We start from the raw sequence: 21,161 nt of genomic DNA on the forward strand, positions 1-21,161 counted from the left end.
AATATATTTATTTCTGTCTTAAAAAATGTTAATTATTATCAAGAAGTCAGTAATCCTATTACTTTTGCGCGATAAACTAGAGAATATGAAAAAATTAGTATTAGCGTTAGGAGTAGTGTTATCTTTAACAAGTTGTGCATCTACTGGAACAGTAGGGACAATTACTAAAGTAGCTGAAATTTCAACAGCTATTTCAGAAATTACAGGATTATTAGGAGGATTAAATTTAACAAGTGCACAAACATCTGTTGTTTCATCTGCTTTAAAATCTTACATTTCTAACTACAACACAGTTGATACTTCAAAAGAAGGTTACCAAACTTTATTAGAAGGTTATAAAACTAAAGCCTTAGCAGAAATCAAAACAGGTGTAGGTGAATCTAAGTACGGTGAAGTTATTTCTACTTTAAAAGAAGCAACAGGTAAAGCAAAGAATACAACTGTTTCTGATGCTACATTAGCTGTAATTTCAAGCTTAGTAAAATAATAAATACAATATTGTAGATATAAGAAAGCCACTCTAACGAGTGGCTTTTATTTTAATATTAGTTTTCTGTCGTTTCTATTCCGTTTTGCTTTTCAGCTAATTGTTGGTAAAATGCCAATTTATGCTGAGCTAAATCGAATTGAGGATTAATCATTAAAGCGTATTGAAATGATTGAATAGCTTCGTTAATTAAACCTTTATTCTCTAATAAAACACCTTTTCCGTAATGTGTTAAGAAGTAATTAGGATTTATCTTTAAAGATTCTTCGTAATCAAGTAAAGCTTCATCATAACGCTCTAATAATACATAAGTATTAGCACGATTATAAAAAGATAAGAAATGTGGATTAAGTTCAATCACTTTTGTGTAATCAGCAATAGCTTTATCAAATTCTTTTAATTGATCATAACAGAATGCACGATTATGGTAGCATGAATCATAATCTTCTTTTATAGCCAAAGCTTCATTATACAACTCAATAGCTTTATCGTAATTTTTCATATTCATTTGGATAAATGCTTTTTGATGAATCGCAACATAATGATCAGGCTTTATAGATAAAATTTGATCAAAAATTTCATTCGCTTGTGTTGGATTGAATCTGTTATATAAAGACATCGCTTTATAAAACAAGAAATCAATATTTTCTGGTTGATCAATTAATGCTTTATCAATATCTTGTATAGCATCTGTATATTGTTTCATCTGGTACTGACATAATCCACGGTGGAAATATGAATTTGTTACCTCGATTTTTCTTTTAATTGATAAAGAAAAGTATTCTGAAGCTTTTCTAAATTGTCCTTTGTGAAGATAGGCTCTTCCTTGTTCGTAAAAACTCATAATTCAATATTACAATAAGAATTAATATCTATTTTAAACTTTTTGCTAAATTTATCAACAATATTAAAAAATCACAATGAAATTAGAACATATTGGTATTGCAGTAAAAGATTTGAACTTTTCAAACGATTTATTTACGAAATTATTAGGTAAATCTGCATACAAAGAAGAAGCTGTTGAGTCGGAAGGAGTGTTAACATCGTTCTTTTCTGCGGGAGAATCTAAGGTAGAATTAGTAGGTTCGACAAAAAATAATAGTGCAATTGAAAAATATTTAGAAAAAAATAGAGAAGGAATTCATCATTTAGCTTTTGGTGTAGATAATTTAGATAAAGAAATCGAAAGACTTAAGAATGAGGGGTTTATTTTTATAAATGAAACACCAAAATTAGGAGCAGACAATAAGCGAATAGTGTTTTTACACCCAAAAACTACGAACGGAGTGTTGGTCGAGCTTTGCGAAGATGTAAAATAATTTTGTTATTTAAAAAATATGCTTTAATATTGCATTCGAATTGAGCAGTAAACCTCGGCTTAGAGGAACAAAATTATCGCTTACATTCCGGTCCTATAACTCAGTTGGTTAGAGTAGCTGACTCATAATCAGCAAGTCCTTGGTTCGAGCCCAAGTGGGACCACAGAAAATCCCGATAAACGCACTGTTTATCGGGATTATTTTTTTATTGGGGGTTTAGTAGGGGGTAATTATATTTATTTGTATATTTACACAACTAATGTATTGAGCACTTTTAGTTAATCGGTTATTAACAATAAAGTTTAAATGCTATGAAATGCATTAGTTGCGCAGGTTTAAAACCTGTATTTGTGAGATCATATACAAGAATTCGCTTTGGAAGACTTGAAAATGTAACACAACATTGTCGTTCTTTACCTTATCAAGGTCAATTACGATTATTTTAGAAGTGAGTTTTATAACTCACTTCTTTTATTTAATATAAATTCTCTCATTAAATCTACAGATTCTTCTAATTGTATAGGTGTAAATCTCAGATTCAAAGTGTTTTCAGGGTGGTGAATTTGATGTCTAATATATTCCGTCAAGACAATTTGTTCTTTTCTAGTAGAACCATTATTGAAAATTTTGATATAATCCATCAACTCTTTTCCAACTTTAAAATTATTCCATAATTCCTCAGCTACAAGAAAACCATGTAATTCATTATGATATTCTTCTGTCAAATCTTTAAAAGCAATGAAATTAATTTCATTTAAAGAAGGGTAAGGTAATTGATTAGGTAAAACCTCTGAAATAGATTTATTTCCTTCTTCATCTTTATTGATTAATCTTAAATTTTCGAACTCTAATCCTTTAACAACTATAGAGCTATGCGTTGTTAATAAAACTTGTGTTTTATCGGTTTGAGATAATTCTTTAAAAGCTTTAATTAATAATTTTTGATGATCAGTATGTTGAGAAGTTTCAGGTTCTTCAATTGCATAAATGATAGATTGTGAATTACCAGATTGCATTCTCCTTTCGGCTTCAGCCCTAAAAAAGTTTAATAAAATTAATCTTTTAACACCACTACCTCTTTTATTAATTGGAATGTTTTCGTCACCAGTTATTGAAACATTTTTAAAAACATCTACCCATTTTAATGAACTTGCTGTAGGAATTATTGGATTCAAAGAATTTGCGATATCAGGATTCATTTCTCTTAATTTCGCTAAAGTTGCATTGGAAACAGCATTTAAATGAATAGAAACGCGTTCTGCGATATCTTCAAACATTGAGATAACAGTTTGATCTGCTAAAATTTGTGAAACTGCTTTTTTTAAAGGATCTTGAACTTCGCTGTCATTATCGCTATTTTTTCTATCTGACTGAAACAGACAATATATTGGGAGATATGTTTGTATTTTTTCCCAAATATTTTTCGCATCTTCTTTAGAAGTGTCTATTTCAATTTCTTCTAACTGCAAATCTTCTTCAAAATGTTTCCAAATAGCAGTTCGCATAATAGCATTAATTGTTTGATTTTCACATTCAATTTCATTTTGAATGATAATTCTTCGATAATCAGTGTTTTTTTTAATTAGTAACTGTGAACAATTTTCATTTGTTGGATGATTTGCCTTAATAAATACCTTCGCTGACCCTGCATTTGGATATTTTTTGATAATTTCTAACTTATTACTAGAGTTTAAAAGATACTCATTTTCAAATGTAGTAGGATTTGTGGCATCAATAGTAATTGAATCTGGTAAATCTGTAAATATTGCGGTAATAAATATATCTCTGTCCCCCTCTTCAAATGATGACTTGTTGATATCATCTTTATCTAATTTGATTACATAATCACCTTTTCCGTCATTAAAAAAAATATCTAAAGCTTCTAAAATTGTTGATTTTCCAATGTCATTTTTACCTACAAATACTGTTAAATTATCAATATTAATTTCTGTTTCTTCTTTGTAACTTCTAAAGTTTTTTAGTTTAATTGAGTGTAGCTTCATTGTTTAAGTTATTTTTTAAAAAGTAATCAATTATTAGTATATTAAATTTTTTAATGAAATCTTCAGTTAGATTTATCACTTCTTTGAAGAAATTAACTTTTTCCCTTTTATATTGTTTTACTTTTGATTCTAATATAAACTCAGGTATTAAATTTTGAATTTCATCATCGACTTCTATATTCATCTTTTTATATAATTTATATAATCCAAGTTTAGTATTTAAATCTTTATTTACATTATCCAAATATATAGCTCTATGTGTATTTAAGTGTCTATGATTAATTTGATTTTCAAATGTTTTATAATATGCATCAATTAGTTTATGAAATTCAGAGTTTACAAAAGCTGATTTAGTTTTCATAGAATTCAAATTACAATTTTTACTTTTTATATTTAATTTAAGAATATCATTAACTGCAATCTTTATAACCTCTAAAATTGTATGAATTTTATGAATTAAAACTTCATGATGATATTTAATAAAATCTATTTCTATTATATCATTTTCTTCATAATACTTTCTTAAAGGAAATCTTTTAATAAATATTAAACACTTTTTTAAATCATTATGTAAATCATCTAATTGTATTATATAATTAAGGGTATTAAGACCCATTTTTAAGTTATCAGGCATATTCTTATGATGAACATTTTCATTATAATTTTTGCTTTTAATATATTGTTGAAGATTTTCCATGTTATATTCAGACAAAATTTTCAAATTATATAAATAATGGCTTTCAAGTTCTTCTTCGGTCATTTATGAATGTTTACTTAATTATTTATTAACATACTATTTATTAAAGACAACAGATGTCGTTGAAGTTTTTAAATAATAATTGATAGAAATTAAAACTTAAAATATTAGTTATGTATAAAATCATTTTATAACTTCTATTCAATTTTGTTTACAATAGAATAAAATTGAAATTTGAAGCTGAAAATGGTAGGTAAATTATGTTAAATTTTTTGGTTTAAATTTTCCGTCTAAATCACTTCTTTTAATCTGAATATCAGGATTAAAAATATCTAAATGTTTTTCACAAATTTCGATTACTTTTAATTCATCTTCTTGTGTACAGTTTGGATATAATGTAATTATAATTTGATTTAAAGCATCACAACTAATTGGAACTAAAATGAATTCAGGTAAATATTCGTGCAAACTATCTTTACATATAGTTGTTAAATAATACCTTATTTCTTTTTGAAAATCCCAATATTCGTCTTTATATGCAATTAATGAATGTAAATTTTGTAAATGTGTGGTATTCGTTTCTGAATCATAAACCCAAGCCTGTTGTTTTTTTTCAATAAAATTATTACAGTATTCAACTTCTAAAATAAAACCATTCGTTTCATTAATAGCTGGAGAAATAGCATAATTTTTTCCACTTAAAAGTTCATTAAAAGGTATCGGAAAGAAAGAGTACTTATATGGATGATCTTTATCCACAATTTCGGAAAAATCTGTAACTAAATTACCATCATTATCTAGAATAGGATGTTTAATATACCATTTTACAGGTAATTCTATTCTGATACCATTTTTTGCATACATTTCCCATTGAGGTATCATTTCTTTGGATTCTTTAGACCAACAAGACAGAAAAAAATTCTTTTTTAGAATTTCAGGTACACCACTATTCTCAGTTTGGTCATCCATTAAATCAAATCTCTTGAATAATATTTTTTTGCTTTCTAAAATTTTATCTAATGATTCAATACTGGTATAATGATTAACTTTTTCAATTGTATTCATAACTTAAATTTTAAATTGTTATCAATCTCCTTCATCAATTTATCTGTTTCTGTAAGGGCAACAATGATTTTATTATAAAAGAAAATATCTTCATAAGATAATTCTATGTCATTAAAGCTCTTTTTATTAATCAATTTTAACATATGATAAATGGCTAGTTTAACTTGATAAATGAATCCACTCCAAGTATCAGTAGCGGTAAGAATTTTCTTCGGATCTATAAATTGTGTCATAATTTATTTAAAATAAATTTCGTCTCTTACATAACTTGCATTAAGCCAAAAGCAATGTTTTGTGTATTCTGTATAACCTGAATATTGATCAGGAATAGGCAATGGATATGTATCGTCTGCATTTTGTGCGTGAGGTCGAACATGAGCTATAACACTATCTTTTTTAGAAGGAAAATTAGTTTCACGCCTTATCTCACCATTTTTATTCGTTTTGAATCCTTTTACGATTTCACCATTGGCAATAATTTCCTTGGTATTTTCCCATACTCTTTTAGCTTCTAAGCGATGCTCATAATTCATGTTCCAGAATTGTGCTTTTTCAAAGTATAATTCATCACCTTTATATTTCAAGAAAATGAAAAGAAATTTATGTTCGAGTATATCTTTGAAATCAGAATCATCCCACACCTCATTAACTATATCAGTATATTTAAATGTTGGAAACGAAATATCTTCTTTGGGTAAATTATTTTCTTTTAAACGAACTGTCTTTACAATTAATTCGGCTTTTTCAAACTCTTCAATTTTCTGATCTAATTCAATCCCTAATAAAGCATTTGTAAAACTAGCCGTAAAGCCCTTAGAATTAGTATTTATTACTATACCTAAAGAATTAATAATATTGCTTACCGCTTGATTTTTATATTTATCAAACTTATTTAAAATATAATTTTCTAGCGTTTGCTCCTCTAGTTCTTTTGTATTATGTAGTAGCTTGCCAAAACCTTTTTTATTACCAGCAATTGAAGCAATTATATGGTTAACATAGCCAGTTTTAAACGAAAATGCACGTTGTTTTGCAGGAATAGTAGAGAAAGGTTGTTCGCGTACTGAATTAGCATTAGCACCTTTTGTACAAGCACCTAAATAAAAAGTATCACCTTCTGAAAGTTCGTGTGCTTTACCTTCTTTAATCTTGTTAACAATGGTGTACCAATCATTCTTTATAATTTCTAAATCTTGATTATCAAATTTCCATTCGTTAACTAATTTTATAATGTATTCAAAAGGTAATTTTTCCTTTTCATACAAATAGAATATCAGCAATAAATTTGCGTTTTTATTCCAGAATGAACTTGATTCAAAATCTTCTTGAACTACATTCATGTAGTTAATAATATTTAAAACTAAACGTTCTTTAGCTCTAATATCACCATTCTTAATTTCCTTAAGAGGAGAACATTTCAATTCCAAACCCACTTCTTTAAAATCTGGTTCTGAAACAGAATTAATTTTATAACCGAAATAATATTCCTCTACGAATTGCCCAAAGGATCCTTTACCTCCGTAAAAATTATCGATTGAATTTATATCTAAAACATCTTTAAGTGATTTGTCAACCAATTTTGATGCATAGTCAAGAATTGATTGTTTATTTGATTGGTTATAGTTAGTAGACATTAAAAAAAATAAAATATAGTTTAAAAGTAAATATAAGGATATAAAAAAAGTAGCCAATGGCTACTTTGAAATTTTATTTATTAAAGATTGTCCTATTTTTTCAATCACTCCAACAACTAGAGCATTTCCCATAAAAAACGCTCGTTTTGTATCTGTTACTTTATCTAATTCTGTGTGATTATCAGGAAACATATTTAGTCTTTCTAATTCAATAGGCGTAAGTCTTCTTGGACCTTTTGAAGTATTAACTACATGTTTAAATCTTGACGCTGATTTACCACCTTCGCCAGTAATTATAGTACGAGAAGCATTATCTAAAGCATCAGGAAAAACCATTCCACCTTCGCTATAATTGTATTCGTATCCATCTGAATTTTTACGAATTTCTTTTTTAGCACCTTTTAAATATTCCCATTTTGGAAAATCTTCTGCATCGATAAAATATTCTTTATCTACATCAGCAACATCAATTAAAATATCTCCTAATACAGTATATTCTCCATCATAATTAGGTAAAGTCTTAATAGAAGTTACTTCACCATCAATCATAATTCCAGAATTTTCAAACGGTGTTTTCTTACCGTTTACATTGAAGTTTTCAGAAATTTTTACAATATCATCTTCTAGTTTAAATACTGTTGGATTTAAACCTAATGCGTTCGTAGCTGGAAATGCCTCTGCAATTGTACCGTTTTCTAAAATCCAATTCGAAGGAATTTCATTTTTAATCGTATTATAAATTTCAGATGTATTGTGATAAGCTAAAATGAATGTTCTTCTTCTTCTTTGAGGAAATCCATATTCAGCTGCATTAATTACACGCCATTCAACTATATATCCTAATTCATTTAAACTTTGTAAGATGATAGCAAAATCACGACCTCTTTGTTTTGAAGGTGAATTTAATAAACGATCTACATTTTCTAAAAATAAGTATTTTGGTTTCTGTTCTTTATCTGATAATATTTTATGAATAGACCACCATAGTACTCCTTTTTTACCTAATAAACCTTTAGAATTTTTTAATGTAGTTGCAACAGAATAATCTTGACAAGGAAATCCCCCAACCAACATATCGTGGTTAGGAATTACTGAACAATCTTTTACTACTTCTTCGATGTTTTCGTTACTATGATTTTCACTTCCCCAACGATTTTCATATACCATAGAAGCGTGTTGAATTTTAGTTGATGGTTCCCATTGGTTACTCCATACAACTTTAAATGGTGTTTTAAATTCCTCTGAATAATTTGAACAACAAGATTTGTTATTCCAACCTTCAAGGCCTAATCTAAAACCACCTACACCGGCAAATAATTCAACTACTTTAATCTGTTTCATCTTAAAAAATATTCTGGTTGCAAAAATACAAAGTTAGACGTCAAATAATGTCTCCCTGATAAATTTATTTAAATTAAAAAAATTGTCCATTCTGAATAACCAGCTTTCAGCTAAAATAGAGGGCTTGAAAGGTGAAGAATTTTAAAATTTATTTATTCAAAACGGCATTAGCAGAAAATCAGTGATTTATAAGTTAGGGTAGTGGACTATAATATTAATTATGTTTAGTAGGTATTTTATATTAAAACTTTAAAAACTCAGATTCGATTTTATCAATCACTTTTTTTTGAAATTTTAAGTTAGAAACAGAACTATCTAAAATAATTTGATTTTTATCATAATCAATACATTGATTTACTAATATCTAAATCTTTAATTTTATTTGATACGAATTGATTTAGAGTATTCATTTTATCAAAATATTGTAAAACTTTTAAAAGTGTATCTAGTGTTGGATTTTCTCCATTTTCAAGATTAACAATTGTGTAACGAGAAAGTCCAAGTTCAATTGCTAATTGTTCTTGCGTTAATTTTTCGGACTTGCGCATTTTCTTACACCATTCTCCAATATTATTTTTTACATCTTTAATTGTAATAAAATCAAACATAAATGTAAGTTATATTAAACAAAATTAAGATAATTGTATATATTGTGCATTATAATAAACAATATTGAAGTGATTCTATCTAATTTTACACTTCAATAATCAACTCTTTTATAAATCCATTGTCTTTTTCATCAATATATCCATGAGGATTGCAGATGACCTCTGTTTCACCAATTTTATATCTACAAGGTGTATGAATGTGCCCATGCATCCAATACATAGGTTGATGTTCTAAAATAAAATTTTCCAAATTTGAAGCATAAGCTGCTGTTACAGAAATATTTTTATACTCTTCAGGTACAGATTTAATACTTGGCGCATGATGTGTAATAACAATATTTTTTAAGCCTACGGAATCCTTTAAACTTTGTTCAAGCCATGTAATAGATTTATTATGAATTCGGTAAATATCAATCGTTCGCATTTTTGAATAAGAAGGATCACGTTTAATATATTTGTAATCATTCATTTGACTTTGACAAATCATACCATATTTCATTGGATCTCCAAATATTGAAAAATCAGTCCATAATGTGCATCCATGAAAACGAATTCCTTCTATATCAATAAAATCATTTTCTAAAACTGTAATATTAGTACCTAATGTAGCTTCTTTTATTTTTAATAATGTTTTAGGATAGGATCCTTTATAATATTCATGATTTCCAAGTAGATAAATAATCTTTTTATTTGGAATATATTTTTTACACCATTCAATTCCTTTGATACCTAGATGAGTATCACCAGCTAAAATAATTAAGTCTGCATTTTCAAAAGAAAGAGAAGTGCTTCCAAATTCTAAATGTAGATCGCTAAGGATTTGAATTTTCATGATTATGTGTGCAATTAATAGGATAAATTTAGTAATCATTTTCTATATTTACATCAATTAAATAGTAATTACGTACGCGTAAGCTATCGTTATTTGGTTCAAGAAAACTCGGAATCTTCTTATAAACCCAAAATTTCGATAGACTTACGCCTATGCCATATATTGGCGTGGGCTGAGTCTTTCTGGGTTTAAGGTATCCGAGTACCTCTTGAACGGATTGATTTTAGTTTCACGCCAACTTTTTTACTTCTAAATGGCATTTTCTAAATTTTTAATTCAAAACAAACTAGATCAATAACTTTTGACTTCCTATCTCATTTCGATATAAGCTAATGAAAAGAAAATAAAGCTTTTTAAAGCTAATTAATCGGTCAAAAATAGTTTTTAAATAAAACCATTGGCTTTTCGATTAAAGTCTATTAAGTGAGATTTAAAAGGGAGAAATAAGAATATATTTGATCGAGATTCATAAGTATGTGTGTTAAATACGATACCTTCTATTTTAAAGATGCAAAGTCTTTTTTAATTGATCAATCAGAAGAAGAAATACTAAAATTCATTGAATTATATAAGTCGGAAGCTTCTGCTTGGGATATCTCTAGTCAATATTATCCAATTTTCATTAATTCAAGTATATATTCGCATATACCATATCAATGTACTACGTCAAAATGTGAATATTGTAATGCTTATATATTCAAGAAAATCCCAAGGAAAAATAATCGTAAAATGGAATTATTTTACTGTATAAACTGTAATCATACGAATGATAAAAACTGTAAGTGTAGCAGATGTGTTGAGAAAAGAAATCAAGATGTTCTTTTAAATAAATTGGCTTTCATAGAAAAGTGGAATAAATATTATGAACAAAATTACAGTGGATCTTATGATATAAACAGTTTATCTGTTTTAGATCTCGTTTATCTACAATTGATTATTCGATTATATGCTGTGAATGATGAATATTTAAGTTTCTATAAAAAGTCTAAATTGGAAAAAAATGTTTATCCTTCAGGAAATCTTAATATCGAAGGAGATCTAAAAGAAAAGATTTTAGCTTTTATAGCTAGAAAAATAATTATTCCTGTCAAAAATATTAAACCGAATACTGAAACATTTGAAGATTTTAAAAAGGGATTAGAAACAATGAATTTTGAATTAACAGATTGGAATTTGAATATTAGAATTCCAGATGCTAATGAAATCAGTTCACTTAAAAATTTAAGCTTTTATTTAAATCAAAAAAAATATACAAGTTTGGAATGTGATTTTCTTTGGAAAGAAGTTTATGATTATTTAATTAAATCATATATAAAAAGTCTGTCGGAAATGTATTTGGATGATAAAATTTTTGATTTCACAATTGATTTATTTATTGACGATTTAAGAGATGATTTTTCTATTTCAAAGACATTGAATATTTGCTACTATAGTATAAATTCAACTCATTTTAATATGAATAAATACAAATATTCTGATCCTAAAAAAATAAATACACATTTTAGAAATAGAGTTGTAGAAGCTATTGAGAAAAACAAAAATCAAATTCATTTAATGAAAGATTTTAATCTTCCATCAATTTTAAAACCTTTACTTATTCATCAATTTATTCTAGGTGAAGTTTTAAAAATTAAAGAAGAAATTACCTATTCTAAATTAAATTTTAAAGATTCTTTCTAACACGATTTTAAATTAATTATTTGAAAATTTAAGTTCCGTTAAGATCCTTTTTTGTAAAAAAAGCAAAATAGTGTTTTGAGGTTTGTACGTACAAAATCACATCTTGCATCTAGACCATTTTCTTTAACAATTATCGCTTAATATTTTAAGATTTCTTTAATTTTAATAATTTACTCATTTTATTTTCTAATTTGAAATAGAAATTCATTAATATCCTTGTAACCTTTATAAAAAAATGATCTATCATTTATTTTATTATTTAATTCAGTTTTTAAGAAAATTGTTGCAGATCTTCCAGCGTCATCGTGATCTAAATATGTTTCAATTTTTTCGTAACAATTAATTAGTTTTATATTTTTTCTAAGTAAAGAAATTGAATTCAGAATTAAATAATCTGATTGAAATTCCTCATTTGGACATAGAATAATATAACTTAAAAAATCACTCCAACTTTCAAATATTCTTAATTGGTTTTGATTATTTTTTATCAATGAAATATCTTTTTTAACTAAGCACATTTTTACATATTTATTTCTAATTTCAAATCCATTTTGAATATTTGGAAATGCGATGGCGTAATATGTTTTCTGGTTTAGTTTGTAATGAATCTCTTTACAATATCTCTTTACAATTTCCGAAGACAGTTTTCTATTTTTTAAGTATTGAATTAAAGGAAATGAAGTGATTTCTTTCAATTCTATAATTTCATATTCAGTTTTTGATTCAGTTTTATTTATTGAAAAATTATTTTTTTGCTGTTGAAAAGAAAAAGAATTATCGTTGAAATAATTTAAAACACCCTTTAAATCGGTTTCTAAGTAATACAAATAAAAATCTACGATTTTACCACCCAATCCATTTCCATGATCGAACCAGATATCGTATTTATACATTCTAGAAATGTGAAATGATGGAGTGGTTTCATTTGTTCTAAAAGGTGATTTAACCCATATTGATTTTTCTGATTTTTGTATTGGATTTAATTCAAATTGTTTAATTAACAATTGAACAAAATCAAGGCTGTTTATATCATTTAGATTCATTTTTCTGCTAATTTAAGTTATTAATAATCTTATTCATCATATTCATTCCTTTCTATTAGAGGGATTGAGTATAAAAAACTATCCAATCCAATCTTATTCATCCTTTTCATAAAATACAATTCTGAATAGGATTGAATAGGATAAATTGCTTATCTTATCCAGAAAAAAGGTGCATAAATAGAAGGTTTGAATAAGATGAACGGGATGAACGGGATGTTTTTTAATTCCTAAAATATTTATAGTAATATTCTGATAGTTTTATTTTGTATTTCTTTGTACGCTCTTCTCCGATTCTTGTTGTTTTATAACCTATATTGTATAGTAGTCTTCCTAAGACAATAGGATTCTTATTTACAAATACTTTTTTTAACTCAAAACAAAGTTCAGTTACAGTCATAAAATCCTCTTCGTTTTCACTATGTTCTACAAATGCAATAATTTCTTCTTCTTCACGAGTAAATGATCTAAACTTGCTATTTTTTGAATCATTGTACTTCAGTTCTTCAGGAGTTAAAAATGGATTAAACGTGTTACCGTGATAAGCTAAATGATAAGCTTGTGACCAAACTTTATTAATATCGATTGTAGTGTAGGAGAAATCAAAATGATCAACTTCAAATACTAGCCATCTTACATTACTATTATCCTTTAAAATTCCAGTTTGATTAGTTGAACCAAGGAAAGATGCAATTCGATCTATACGTTCTGCTTTTCTACCATAAGGCATTCTCTCGTTGATATTCTCTTTAGAAATTAATGATTTAATAAATTCAAGGTCTTTAGACATAAAGTTTTGCATTTCATCCAAGTTGATTATTAAGTTTTTAGCAATCTTGATGATAGAATCTTTATCATTGCTAATATTTTCGGAAATATAATCTTCAAGTATTGAGGGGCATAAATATCGAATGAAAGTACTTTTGCCGATATTTTGTTTCGGACTGTAAAAAATGATTGCATTTTTATTTACTATTTTCTTTTCACAAGCACATAGAATTGTTCTGACCAAAAATTTTTTAAATTGGATATTAAAGTATTCTTGATGATCGTTTATTTTAATTTTAGCCGTTAAACTTCCTATGTAATCATTTCCATCCCATTTGGGTAAAAGATTATGATAGTAATTTTTAATAGGATTGTAATGCGTGCTAAAGGCTTTTAAATAGATTAAAAGCTTATCGAAAGATATTTTGATGTCGTTTCGTTCTAGTTCAACGTATAATCGTTCGATATTAAGTTCAGTGAAATTAGAATTGCTTATTTCTGAACATTCGTACACTAATTTGATGCTGTTAAATCTAATTTCGTATTTAGAGTTTAGATAATACTCTAGCTGGTCGAAAATAGATTTCGACTTATAATTTTGACTCATAAATAGTTGTGATTATAAGTTTTTGCCTTATCTTTGACCTAGGATTATGATAAGACAAGGCGAAAACTTTGTTAATAATATTTGAAGTGTTTATTGGGGAATAAACACTTTTTTTATGCTTTTACTAATTCTTGATTTTTAGATGCAATTTGAATTAATTGGCTTCTAGAATAAATAATGTTTCGCCCGATTTTATAAAATGGAATTTTTCCTGCTTTGCGCCAATTAATAATGGTTTGAACAGTGGTGTCAAACATTTCAGCTACTTCTTTTTGTTTAAGTCGATCCTCCTTGATTGGATAATTCATTTTTTCAATAACTTTATCTGAATCTCTAACTACTTTACGAGTGATGTAGTTCTCAACACCACGATCTACAAATCTTTTGCTCATTTTTATAATTTTTAATTGTTTTTAACTGAAGCAAAGATTACAAGAAATTATTTTTTTAAAATTACACTAGTGTACACTAGCTCTGTTTATCAAGGTTTTGATAATATTTATAAAAATATTCAATCTCTTTTATTAAGCTAATTGGTCTCTTTGATGGCCTTTTAAAATATGATTCGATTGTATTTTTGTTTAAATTTTCAATATCAAAATATTTTGAAAGTAATGCAGGCAAAATATTCGTAATGCCCGTTAGGTTATCTACTTCGTATTGATAAATAAAAAATGCTATGAAACGATTCTTTAATTTATCATGGTTTATTATATCGATTAATAAAATATATTTTGCATGAATTAAACTATATATATCATATTTTGGAATCTTATTACAAATATTATCTATGAATATTTCTCCTATATTTATCTTATTATAATAAGCTCGATTACCAATTTCTCTATTTAAAAACTCTATAAATTCGTTTTGAAATGAATTGAAATTTGAAAAATGTGTGTTTGTATTTAGTAAATCTTTTTCAGTGTATTCTGATAAAGGATAATCAGCATTAAAATATTCTTTTTCACGTAATATTTTAGATAATTCGTGTTTTTCAATGAATAATTGATCGTCATTTTTTAAGAGTGAAACATCTTTATAATTTGAATGATCAAAATTTGGAATATGATTAATACCAATTTTATGAAAAATTACATCTTTACTCATTATTAGCTCTATTGCAAGAGTGTCAAAATCATATTTTTTTAATTTACTAATTACGAATTTTGTAAAAATGTTTAAAGCAACTTCCTTGTCATGAATAAAAAACAATCCAAAAGAATCTTTAATTGAAAAATTATCATTCAGCTCAGTATTTAGTTTTGCTTTGTGTTTAATTATCTTGTTGTCAATAATTTCTATAAAATCATCAAATAATGGTGGATGACATTCAAAAGAAATTGCCTTAAATTTTAGACCAATTAAATAAGCTATAAAGTGAACTATTGACAAACTTTTTTCAGTTTCTTTGATCTTTTCTAATGAATTATCAATAATATTATAGTAACCTTCAGAATCAATTAGATGGATGATTTTTTTGAAATTCTCATTTATATAAAAAGCAGGAAAAAGTTCTAATAGCTCAAAATAATCTAATTTTTCAATCATCTCTAATGATATATCATGAATATTTTGAAGATTTAGATCAAGTTTTAAAACACCCAAAATTTGATCAACGTTGTTTATTAAATTAAAAGTTCTCATTTTATATTATTCCAAATGTTCATTTCTCTTTGCTTATGTACTTCTTCTATTTTTACATAACGTCTGAATGATTTTTCATCTTTACTATTTGTGATGTTTCTTAGTACTCGTTCATTCATTCCAAGGATTAAACTGTTTGTTATGAAAGTTTTACGAGCGACATGAGAAGTGATTAATAAATATTTTTTAAACTTTTTATCAATTCGTTTTGTTCCTATGTAACGAACAATATTAACATCATCAAACCATTCTAGATCTTCACAACATTCTTGAATTTTTTTATTCAGTTTTTGTGAATAAATTTTAGGAATTGGATAATAGATAGTATCCTTATATTTATTTAAAATTTCATTTGCAAAATCATTTAATGGGACAATATGATCGTTTGTTTTAGTTTTGATTAATGATAAATTAATGTGATCTTCATATATATTTGCATTACCTAAATTGTAAACATCTGAGTGGCGTAGCCCAGTGAAGCTAGCGAAGCAAAAGAAATCTCTTGCTCTTTCCTTCGATTTATTGTCAAATTTATGATTATACAATTCCATTAATTCATCTATATTTAAGTAAATTACTTCTACTTCATCTTCAACTCTTTTTAATCTCTTAAATTCATAACAATTATGATACTGACGATCAAAACTCCATTGCATGAAAGTTTTTATGATAGAAATTAATTTGCCATAATAGTTATTTAATGTTTCACGTTCATCAAAACAATAAAGCATAAATACTTCCTCAAATTTGGTGTTAATTGTATCAAAACGTAAAGGATATTTTGTAAAAGATTTAAAGTCATTTAAGAAATTTCGGACTGTTTTATATTTTTTTATTGTTCCTTCTGATTTAGTTGATTTTGATACATCCATAAATTCTTGAAAGGCTTCAAAAAAATCAATTGAAATTTTAGTATTATCTTCATCAAATCTCTCATTAAAAATTTGTTCAGAAAAAACAATTTCATTGTATTCAAAAAATTTAAAAATATAATCTACTTTCTCTGTGATATTGGTAATCTCCTTATTACAAGAAATATAGTAATCGTAAAATGGACACTTTTTGTAATTATTAATCAACTGATTTTCTCTATTCCAATCAACAACAGTGGTTTTAGCATTGATATTTTTTCGAATTCTTATTTTTCCATGTGTAACAACTAGTCTAATAGGAATAAGTCCATCTTTTGTGATTTTATCCTTTCTTAATTCAAAATGATATTTCATTATAACAAATTTTAATTAGGGGGTCAGAAAGGGGGTGATTTTGAAATTAAAATGAGTTAAAAATTATTAAAACAAATTAATTTAAATACCTAACTAACTGATGTTTAGGTAGTAAAACTACATTAAAAATTGATATAAACAAAGTTAACTCCAAGTGGGACCACAAATTAAAAGCCTTTACAGAAATGTAAAGGCTTTTTTAGTGTTTATAACTTTTGTTATATTGTTGTTATACAGTAGTATATGCGTTGTTACCACTTCCATAATTAGTTGAGCAATCACGGAAAAAGATTGTTTAATAACTAAATAAAAGGCTTACAAAAAGGGGAATTTACCTCAAAAAAAGTGTGCATATTTTTAGCTGTAAAATTATTATAACTAAAAACAATTATTTCTTTGACTTTTTATGTGTTGAGGATAAATAAGAATACATTGTATCCACTTAAATGTAAGATTACCCATAATAGAGAAAAATAAGAGTTTTAAACAAGATATTTTAGTTTTCTTTTAAAAGACTATTTATAATAATTAAATTAATTGTCATTTTTAAAATTGAACTCAATAGGATTTTATTTCATGTTTCGTAATTTTATAAATTAGTAAAAATTGAAATAAAAAAAAACAGAAAATCTTAAGATTTTCCGTTTTTTGAAAATTATTTATGTGATATTTTTAATCAAATTGAACGCAATTCCATCCCTGACAATGTTGTGGTCTATCTTTTTCTTTGTTAAAAGTTCTAACATCAGGATTATCATTCAATTTAATAATCGTATCATTAGTATTTTTAGATTCAATTTTTGGATAAGCAGAGTTGTATTCTTTGCTATCATCATCATTTGCGCAAGAAAATAATAATAAAGCTATTACAGTTGCAGCTGATAATTTTGTAGAAATTCCTTTAATATTCATGTGTTTTTTTTTCAAAACTATATATTGTAGTTTATATTTGGAAATAAATGTAGTCATATTTTATATTATATGACAAAAAAATATATTTAATTGATTGTAAGTAATTAAAAATGAAGTTTAAAATAATCTTTCACTTGTTTTTTGTTAGTATATATACTTTTGCTCAAACAAATATTAAAAATGAATCTATCAAAGAATTAATGAATGATAGAATTGATTTATCATATGATGTTATTGTAGATAGATTAGATAAAGCAATAAATCTTGCCATTGCAACAAATGATTCTGAATTAATTTCGAAAGCTTATTTAGAAAAAGCAACGTTTTTATATGGTCAAAAGAAATATAAATCTTCTTTAGAAAATTATTTAAAATCTTCTCAATATTTAAATTCTAAGATAAATAGTTCACAATATCATACAATTCAATATGGTTTAGCTTTAGCTAATCAACAAATAGGAAATATAGAAGAGGCTAAAATAATTTTATTAGAATGTTATAATTATTTTAAGGCTAACCCAGAAGTTGAAGACAATAAAAAAGCTTTGGCTGCAGTGTTAGGTCGATTAACGGTCTTGAATATTTTAAATAAAGATATCATTAGTGCTGAAAAATATAATCTAGAACATTTAAAAGGTTCTAATGATAAAATTGATACAGATTACGCTTTAAAAAATAAAGGAATAATTCAATTTTATAAGGGTAATTATGATCTATCAATAGACTTATTAAATAACTCACTTCAAACTATAATAAATAATAAAGATGTTTATTGGGAAATGTTTGTTTTGTATTACTTAGGTGAAAATTATTATAATAAGGGGGATCAATTAAAAGCCATACAGTATTACAAAAAAGTTAAGGCTTTATACCAAAAAACGGGAATTACAGATATTGTTTTACGTGATAATTTTTTAAAACTTAACAATTACTATAAGGAACAAGGGGATAAAGAGAGCCAAGTAGAAGTGATTAATACTTTAATTGAATTTGATAGTGTTAATTATGTCGTTAATCAAGATGTTTCTCAACATTATTTTAATGATTATATAAAAAGTAATTTGACTTTAGAAAAAAATCAATTAGAGAAAGAGGTCAAATTTCTTAACAATCAAAAAGTCATCTTATTAATTATAATTATCATAATTGCCACTACTTCTTTTCTAGTTTATAAAAAATTGAAAAAGAAAAATGAATTATTAAATATTAAAGTTGAAGAATATTTAGATAAATTAAGTCAAGATAGTACTGAAGATATAGTGGTAGCAAAGGTAGAAACGATATCGGATTCAGATAAATTTTTATTTCAAGAACTTGAGGAAAAGATTAGGATTTTTGAAGATAATATAGATTTTATCAACTCTGATGTATCATTAGATTCATTAGCTAAAAATTTAAATACTAATAGATCAAGTTTATCTAAATTTATTAATACGTATAAGCATAAAAATTTTAGAAAATATTTAAATGATCTTAGGATAAATTACATTATCAAAATGTTAGTAAGTGATAAAAAGTATTTAAATCTAACAATGGATGGGCTTGCGGAAGAGTGTGGATTTAATTCAAGACAGAAATTTTCAGATGCATTTTTAGATACAACAAGTATACGGCCTAAGGATTTTATTAAAAATTTAAGTGAAAAAGCATTAAAACAAGAATAGTTTTTTTTAAATAAAGGAAAATAAATATTTAATTAATTTTAATTTTCAATAATTAATTAAATATTTATATTTTGTTTATATAATTGAAATACAAGTGTTAATGTTTATAAAAATAAGAAAATTTATATTTCTTTACGTCAAAAGATGTAGCATATGACGTTGCTTGACTACAATAACTTGTGTTACTATAAAATCTACTATACTTTTACCTCAAGGATTACGACATATTTATAGGTAATGTCAAGACGCTAATTTACTAATGTTATATATTACCATTAGTCTTGACATGAAATAAATTGTTTTAAGTTAGTTAGGTTAGTAAACATGGTAGCTTTTTAGTTAAGCTACCATGTTTCTTTTTAAACCTAAAAATTGATATAGAATTTGAAATTATTATCCCATATACTACTATACAAATTTTCTTTTAGTTTAATATTTTATGCATTTTTTTTAAAAGACGTTTATCTTAAAAGTAAACGTTTTTTTATGTACAAAAAAAAGCCCTAATCTTAGGGCTTTTTATATGATATACATTTTATGGGTTTGTAGACCATAAACCAAAATCTTTTACAAAAGCACGTTGCGGAAGTTTTAAATGACTTACAATTAAATATGCTAAATCTTGTGGTTGTAAAACACGTTCTTCGTTTCCGTCAGTAAATTTTGCATTTAAAGTCATCTCAGTTGCAATTGTACTTGGATTAATTGTAGTTACACGTACTCCTTTTTTACGAAACTCTTGCATTACAGCTTCACTCATATTAATTACTGCAGCTTTAGAAGCTCCATAAGCACTTAAATTAGCATTACCCTTTTGACCTGCAGTTGATGCAATATTAATGATATCGCTTGATGTTTGTTGTGTTAAAAATGGTAAGACTTCGTGCATCATATAATAAGTTCCTAATACATTTGTTTTAATCGAATTTTCGAAATCTTCAATAGGTAAATCTAAAATTCCGCCTACTCTTAAAATTCCAGCATTATTGATTAAAATATCAATTGTACCATTGTTAACCGTTAATTCTTTTATAGAATTTTGTACTTGAGCCAATTCGCTAACATCAGCAGTAGAAATTGCTACTGTAATTTCGTTATTGATTTGTTTTGCTTCTATTACTACATTTTCTAAATCAGAAGTAGTTCTACCAATTAATAATAAATTAGTTCCTTCTGCTGCTAAAGCAAGCGCCATAGCTTTTCCTAATCCTTTTCCTGCTCCTGTAATTAAGGCAGTTTTTCCCTGTAATGATTGCATTTCCATTGCGATAATTTTTATACAAAGTTTGTGTATTTTAAATTAATCTTCAAATGTTTTGGATTAAAAAATAGTTTTTAATTAAATTGAAATAAAAAAGCTCTTAAAATCGAATTTAAGAGCTTTTTATGTTGAGTTTATTTTTTTACATCTTATCGTCGTTATATTCTCCTATTAGGGCGTAATACCCAAAAAGAGCTAATCCTAAAACGATAATAGGTGTTAATACAAATAAAATAATAATACCGAAAACAAGATCATCTTGCGATCCGGATGTAAGTTTTGGAATTCCAAAAATGACAATACAAAAGTAGGCTACTACTAATGCTAAAGCAATCCAAACTATTCCTAATATTTTTTTAATTCCTTCCAT

General features: G+C 26.1%; 21 protein-coding genes and 1 tRNA gene. 5 read left to right on the plus strand and 17 right to left on the minus strand.

Features of this window, described 5'->3' with window-relative positions:
- Window positions 1-85: 85 nt before the first annotated feature.
- Window positions 86-487 carry a putative periplasmic lipoprotein gene (locus EAH69_RS10570; protein ID WP_121935176.1) on the plus strand — a complete coding sequence of 134 codons (402 nt, stop codon included), beginning with the start codon at window positions 86-88 and terminating at the stop codon, window positions 485-487.
- Between the two features lie 58 nt (window positions 488-545).
- Here EAH69_RS10570 and EAH69_RS10575 read toward each other — a convergent pair whose 3' ends face one another.
- A complete protein-coding gene (locus EAH69_RS10575) occupies window positions 546-1,331 on the minus strand; it encodes a tetratricopeptide repeat protein (protein WP_121935177.1) in 786 nt (261 codons plus the stop codon).
- 76 nt (window positions 1,332-1,407) lie between these two features.
- Between EAH69_RS10575 and mce the strand changes: the two genes are divergently transcribed.
- Both mce and EAH69_RS10585 read left to right on the plus strand, forming a co-directional pair.
- Window positions 1,408-1,806, plus strand: coding sequence for a methylmalonyl-CoA epimerase (mce, locus tag EAH69_RS10580; protein WP_121935178.1), 399 nt, complete (start codon window positions 1,408-1,410; stop codon window positions 1,804-1,806).
- 89 nt (window positions 1,807-1,895) lie between these two features.
- Window positions 1,896-1,969 (plus strand) — tRNA-Ile (locus tag EAH69_RS10585).
- Between the two features lie 292 nt (window positions 1,970-2,261).
- Here EAH69_RS10585 and EAH69_RS10590 read toward each other — a convergent pair.
- From EAH69_RS10590 to EAH69_RS10625, 8 genes are all read right to left on the minus strand, one after another.
- Window positions 2,262-3,809: an ATP-binding protein gene (locus EAH69_RS10590; protein ID WP_121935179.1), complete on the minus strand. Its 1,548-nt coding sequence runs from the start codon at window positions 3,807-3,809 to the stop codon at window positions 2,262-2,264.
- Window positions 3,790-4,569, minus strand: coding sequence for a hypothetical protein (locus tag EAH69_RS10595; protein WP_147439134.1), 780 nt, complete (start codon window positions 4,567-4,569; stop codon window positions 3,790-3,792). The genes EAH69_RS10590 and EAH69_RS10595 overlap by 20 nt, the downstream gene beginning before the upstream one ends.
- A gap of 195 nt (window positions 4,570-4,764) precedes the next feature.
- Window positions 4,765-5,571, minus strand: a complete 807-nt coding sequence (locus tag EAH69_RS10600; protein ID WP_121935181.1) for a hypothetical protein — start codon at window positions 5,569-5,571, stop codon at window positions 4,765-4,767.
- Window positions 5,568-5,804, minus strand: coding sequence for a hypothetical protein (locus EAH69_RS10605; RefSeq protein WP_121935182.1), 237 nt, complete (start codon window positions 5,802-5,804; stop codon window positions 5,568-5,570). The genes EAH69_RS10600 and EAH69_RS10605 overlap by 4 nt, the downstream gene beginning before the upstream one ends.
- Before the next feature lie 3 nt (window positions 5,805-5,807).
- Window positions 5,808-7,205: a Sau3AI family type II restriction endonuclease gene (locus tag EAH69_RS10610; RefSeq protein ID WP_121935183.1), complete on the minus strand. Its 1,398-nt coding sequence runs from the start codon at window positions 7,203-7,205 to the stop codon at window positions 5,808-5,810.
- A 60-nt stretch (window positions 7,206-7,265) separates the two neighbouring features.
- Complete coding sequence (dcm, locus tag EAH69_RS10615) at window positions 7,266-8,546, minus strand: DNA (cytosine-5-)-methyltransferase (RefSeq protein WP_121935184.1); 1,281 nt, start codon at window positions 8,544-8,546, stop codon at window positions 7,266-7,268.
- A gap of 341 nt (window positions 8,547-8,887) precedes the next feature.
- Complete coding sequence (locus EAH69_RS10620) at window positions 8,888-9,154, minus strand: helix-turn-helix domain-containing protein (protein WP_121935185.1); 267 nt, start codon at window positions 9,152-9,154, stop codon at window positions 8,888-8,890.
- Window positions 9,155-9,239: 85 nt separating this feature from the next.
- A complete protein-coding gene (locus tag EAH69_RS10625; RefSeq protein WP_121935186.1) occupies window positions 9,240-9,986 on the minus strand; it encodes a metallophosphoesterase in 747 nt (248 codons plus the stop codon).
- A 474-nt stretch (window positions 9,987-10,460) separates the two neighbouring features.
- On the opposite strand from EAH69_RS10625, the gene EAH69_RS10630 reads away from it, so the two are divergent.
- Window positions 10,461-11,666: a hypothetical protein gene (locus EAH69_RS10630; protein WP_121935187.1), complete on the plus strand. Its 1,206-nt coding sequence runs from the start codon at window positions 10,461-10,463 to the stop codon at window positions 11,664-11,666.
- A gap of 179 nt (window positions 11,667-11,845) precedes the next feature.
- On the opposite strand, the gene EAH69_RS10635 is transcribed toward EAH69_RS10630, so the two are convergent.
- The 6 genes from EAH69_RS10635 to EAH69_RS10660 all read right to left on the minus strand — a co-directional run bounded on the left by EAH69_RS10635 (window position 11,846) and on the right by EAH69_RS10660 (window position 17,866).
- Window positions 11,846-12,709, minus strand: a complete 864-nt coding sequence (locus EAH69_RS10635; protein ID WP_121935188.1) for a toprim domain-containing protein — start codon at window positions 12,707-12,709, stop codon at window positions 11,846-11,848.
- Between the two features lie 220 nt (window positions 12,710-12,929).
- Entirely contained in the window at window positions 12,930-14,081 is a 1,152-nt protein-coding gene (locus EAH69_RS10640; protein WP_121935189.1) for a VapE domain-containing protein, read from the minus strand.
- A 113-nt stretch (window positions 14,082-14,194) separates the two neighbouring features.
- Window positions 14,195-14,473: a helix-turn-helix domain-containing protein gene (locus EAH69_RS10645; RefSeq protein ID WP_121935190.1), complete on the minus strand. Its 279-nt coding sequence runs from the start codon at window positions 14,471-14,473 to the stop codon at window positions 14,195-14,197.
- A 76-nt stretch (window positions 14,474-14,549) separates the two neighbouring features.
- On the minus strand, window positions 14,550-15,728 hold the full coding sequence (locus tag EAH69_RS10650; protein WP_121935191.1) for a hypothetical protein: 1,179 nt from the start codon (window positions 15,726-15,728) through the stop codon (window positions 14,550-14,552).
- The gene (locus tag EAH69_RS10655) at window positions 15,725-16,954 is read right to left on the minus strand and encodes a phage integrase SAM-like domain-containing protein (protein WP_121935192.1); all 1,230 of its coding nucleotides are present in this window, start codon (window positions 16,952-16,954) and stop codon (window positions 15,725-15,727) included. The genes EAH69_RS10650 and EAH69_RS10655 overlap by 4 nt, the downstream gene beginning before the upstream one ends.
- 672 nt (window positions 16,955-17,626) lie before the next feature.
- On the minus strand, window positions 17,627-17,866 hold the full coding sequence (locus EAH69_RS10660) for a hypothetical protein (RefSeq protein WP_121935193.1): 240 nt from the start codon (window positions 17,864-17,866) through the stop codon (window positions 17,627-17,629).
- A 110-nt stretch (window positions 17,867-17,976) separates the two neighbouring features.
- Here EAH69_RS10660 and EAH69_RS10665 point away from each other — a divergent pair, with 110 nt between their 5' ends.
- Entirely contained in the window at window positions 17,977-19,530 is a 1,554-nt protein-coding gene (locus EAH69_RS10665; RefSeq protein ID WP_121935194.1) for a helix-turn-helix domain-containing protein, read from the plus strand.
- 535 nt (window positions 19,531-20,065) lie between these two features.
- Here EAH69_RS10665 and EAH69_RS10670 read toward each other — a convergent pair.
- Window positions 20,066-20,794 (minus strand): 3-ketoacyl-ACP reductase, encoded by a 729-nt coding sequence (locus EAH69_RS10670; protein WP_230466784.1) that lies wholly within the window; start codon window positions 20,792-20,794, stop codon window positions 20,066-20,068.
- Window positions 20,795-20,933: 139 nt separating this feature from the next.
- Entirely contained in the window at window positions 20,934-21,161 is a 228-nt protein-coding gene (locus EAH69_RS10675; protein ID WP_121935195.1) for a DUF6814 family protein, read from the minus strand.

It is taken from the genome of Faecalibacter macacae (genome assembly GCF_003687725.1).
In the GTDB taxonomy this organism is placed as follows: Bacteria; Bacteroidota; Bacteroidia; order Flavobacteriales; family Weeksellaceae; genus Empedobacter; species Empedobacter macacae.

Bases quoted from the DNA above. Each gene is read 5' to 3' on its own strand.
- EAH69_RS10600 (WP_121935181.1), bottom strand. From the start codon at position 5,571: ATGAATACAATTGAAAAAGTTAATCATTATACCAGTATTGAATCATTA.
- EAH69_RS10640 (WP_121935189.1), bottom strand. From the start codon at position 14,081: ATGAGTCAAAATTATAAGTCGAAATCTATTTTCGACCAGCTAGAGTAT.
- EAH69_RS10570 (WP_121935176.1), top strand. From the start codon at position 86: ATGAAAAAATTAGTATTAGCGTTAGGAGTAGTGTTATCTTTAACAAGT.
- EAH69_RS10650 (WP_121935191.1), bottom strand. From the start codon at position 15,728: ATGAGAACTTTTAATTTAATAAACAACGTTGATCAAATTTTGGGTGTT.
- EAH69_RS10625 (WP_121935186.1), bottom strand. From the start codon at position 9,986: ATGAAAATTCAAATCCTTAGCGATCTACATTTAGAATTTGGAAGCACT.
- EAH69_RS10665 (WP_121935194.1), top strand. From the start codon at position 17,977: ATGAAGTTTAAAATAATCTTTCACTTGTTTTTTGTTAGTATATATACT.
- EAH69_RS10645 (WP_121935190.1), bottom strand. From the start codon at position 14,473: ATGAGCAAAAGATTTGTAGATCGTGGTGTTGAGAACTACATCACTCGT.
- EAH69_RS10660 (WP_121935193.1), bottom strand. From the start codon at position 17,866: ATGAATATTAAAGGAATTTCTACAAAATTATCAGCTGCAACTGTAATA.
- EAH69_RS10655 (WP_121935192.1), bottom strand. From the start codon at position 16,954: ATGAAATATCATTTTGAATTAAGAAAGGATAAAATCACAAAAGATGGA.
- EAH69_RS10675 (WP_121935195.1), bottom strand. From the start codon at position 21,161: ATGGAAGGAATTAAAAAAATATTAGGAATAGTTTGGATTGCTTTAGCA.
- EAH69_RS10630 (WP_121935187.1), top strand. From the start codon at position 10,461: ATGTGTGTTAAATACGATACCTTCTATTTTAAAGATGCAAAGTCTTTT.
- EAH69_RS10670 (WP_230466784.1), bottom strand. From the start codon at position 20,794: ATGGAAATGCAATCATTACAGGGAAAAACTGCCTTAATTACAGGAGCA.
- EAH69_RS10610 (WP_121935183.1), bottom strand. From the start codon at position 7,205: ATGTCTACTAACTATAACCAATCAAATAAACAATCAATTCTTGACTAT.
- EAH69_RS10605 (WP_121935182.1), bottom strand. From the start codon at position 5,804: ATGACACAATTTATAGATCCGAAGAAAATTCTTACCGCTACTGATACT.
- EAH69_RS10620 (WP_121935185.1), bottom strand. From the start codon at position 9,154: ATGTTTGATTTTATTACAATTAAAGATGTAAAAAATAATATTGGAGAA.
- EAH69_RS10590 (WP_121935179.1), bottom strand. From the start codon at position 3,809: ATGAAGCTACACTCAATTAAACTAAAAAACTTTAGAAGTTACAAAGAA.
- EAH69_RS10635 (WP_121935188.1), bottom strand. From the start codon at position 12,709: ATGAATCTAAATGATATAAACAGCCTTGATTTTGTTCAATTGTTAATT.
- EAH69_RS10595 (WP_147439134.1), bottom strand. From the start codon at position 4,569: ATGACCGAAGAAGAACTTGAAAGCCATTATTTATATAATTTGAAAATT.
- mce (WP_121935178.1), top strand. From the start codon at position 1,408: ATGAAATTAGAACATATTGGTATTGCAGTAAAAGATTTGAACTTTTCA.
- EAH69_RS10575 (WP_121935177.1), bottom strand. From the start codon at position 1,331: ATGAGTTTTTACGAACAAGGAAGAGCCTATCTTCACAAAGGACAATTT.
- dcm (WP_121935184.1), bottom strand. From the start codon at position 8,546: ATGAAACAGATTAAAGTAGTTGAATTATTTGCCGGTGTAGGTGGTTTT.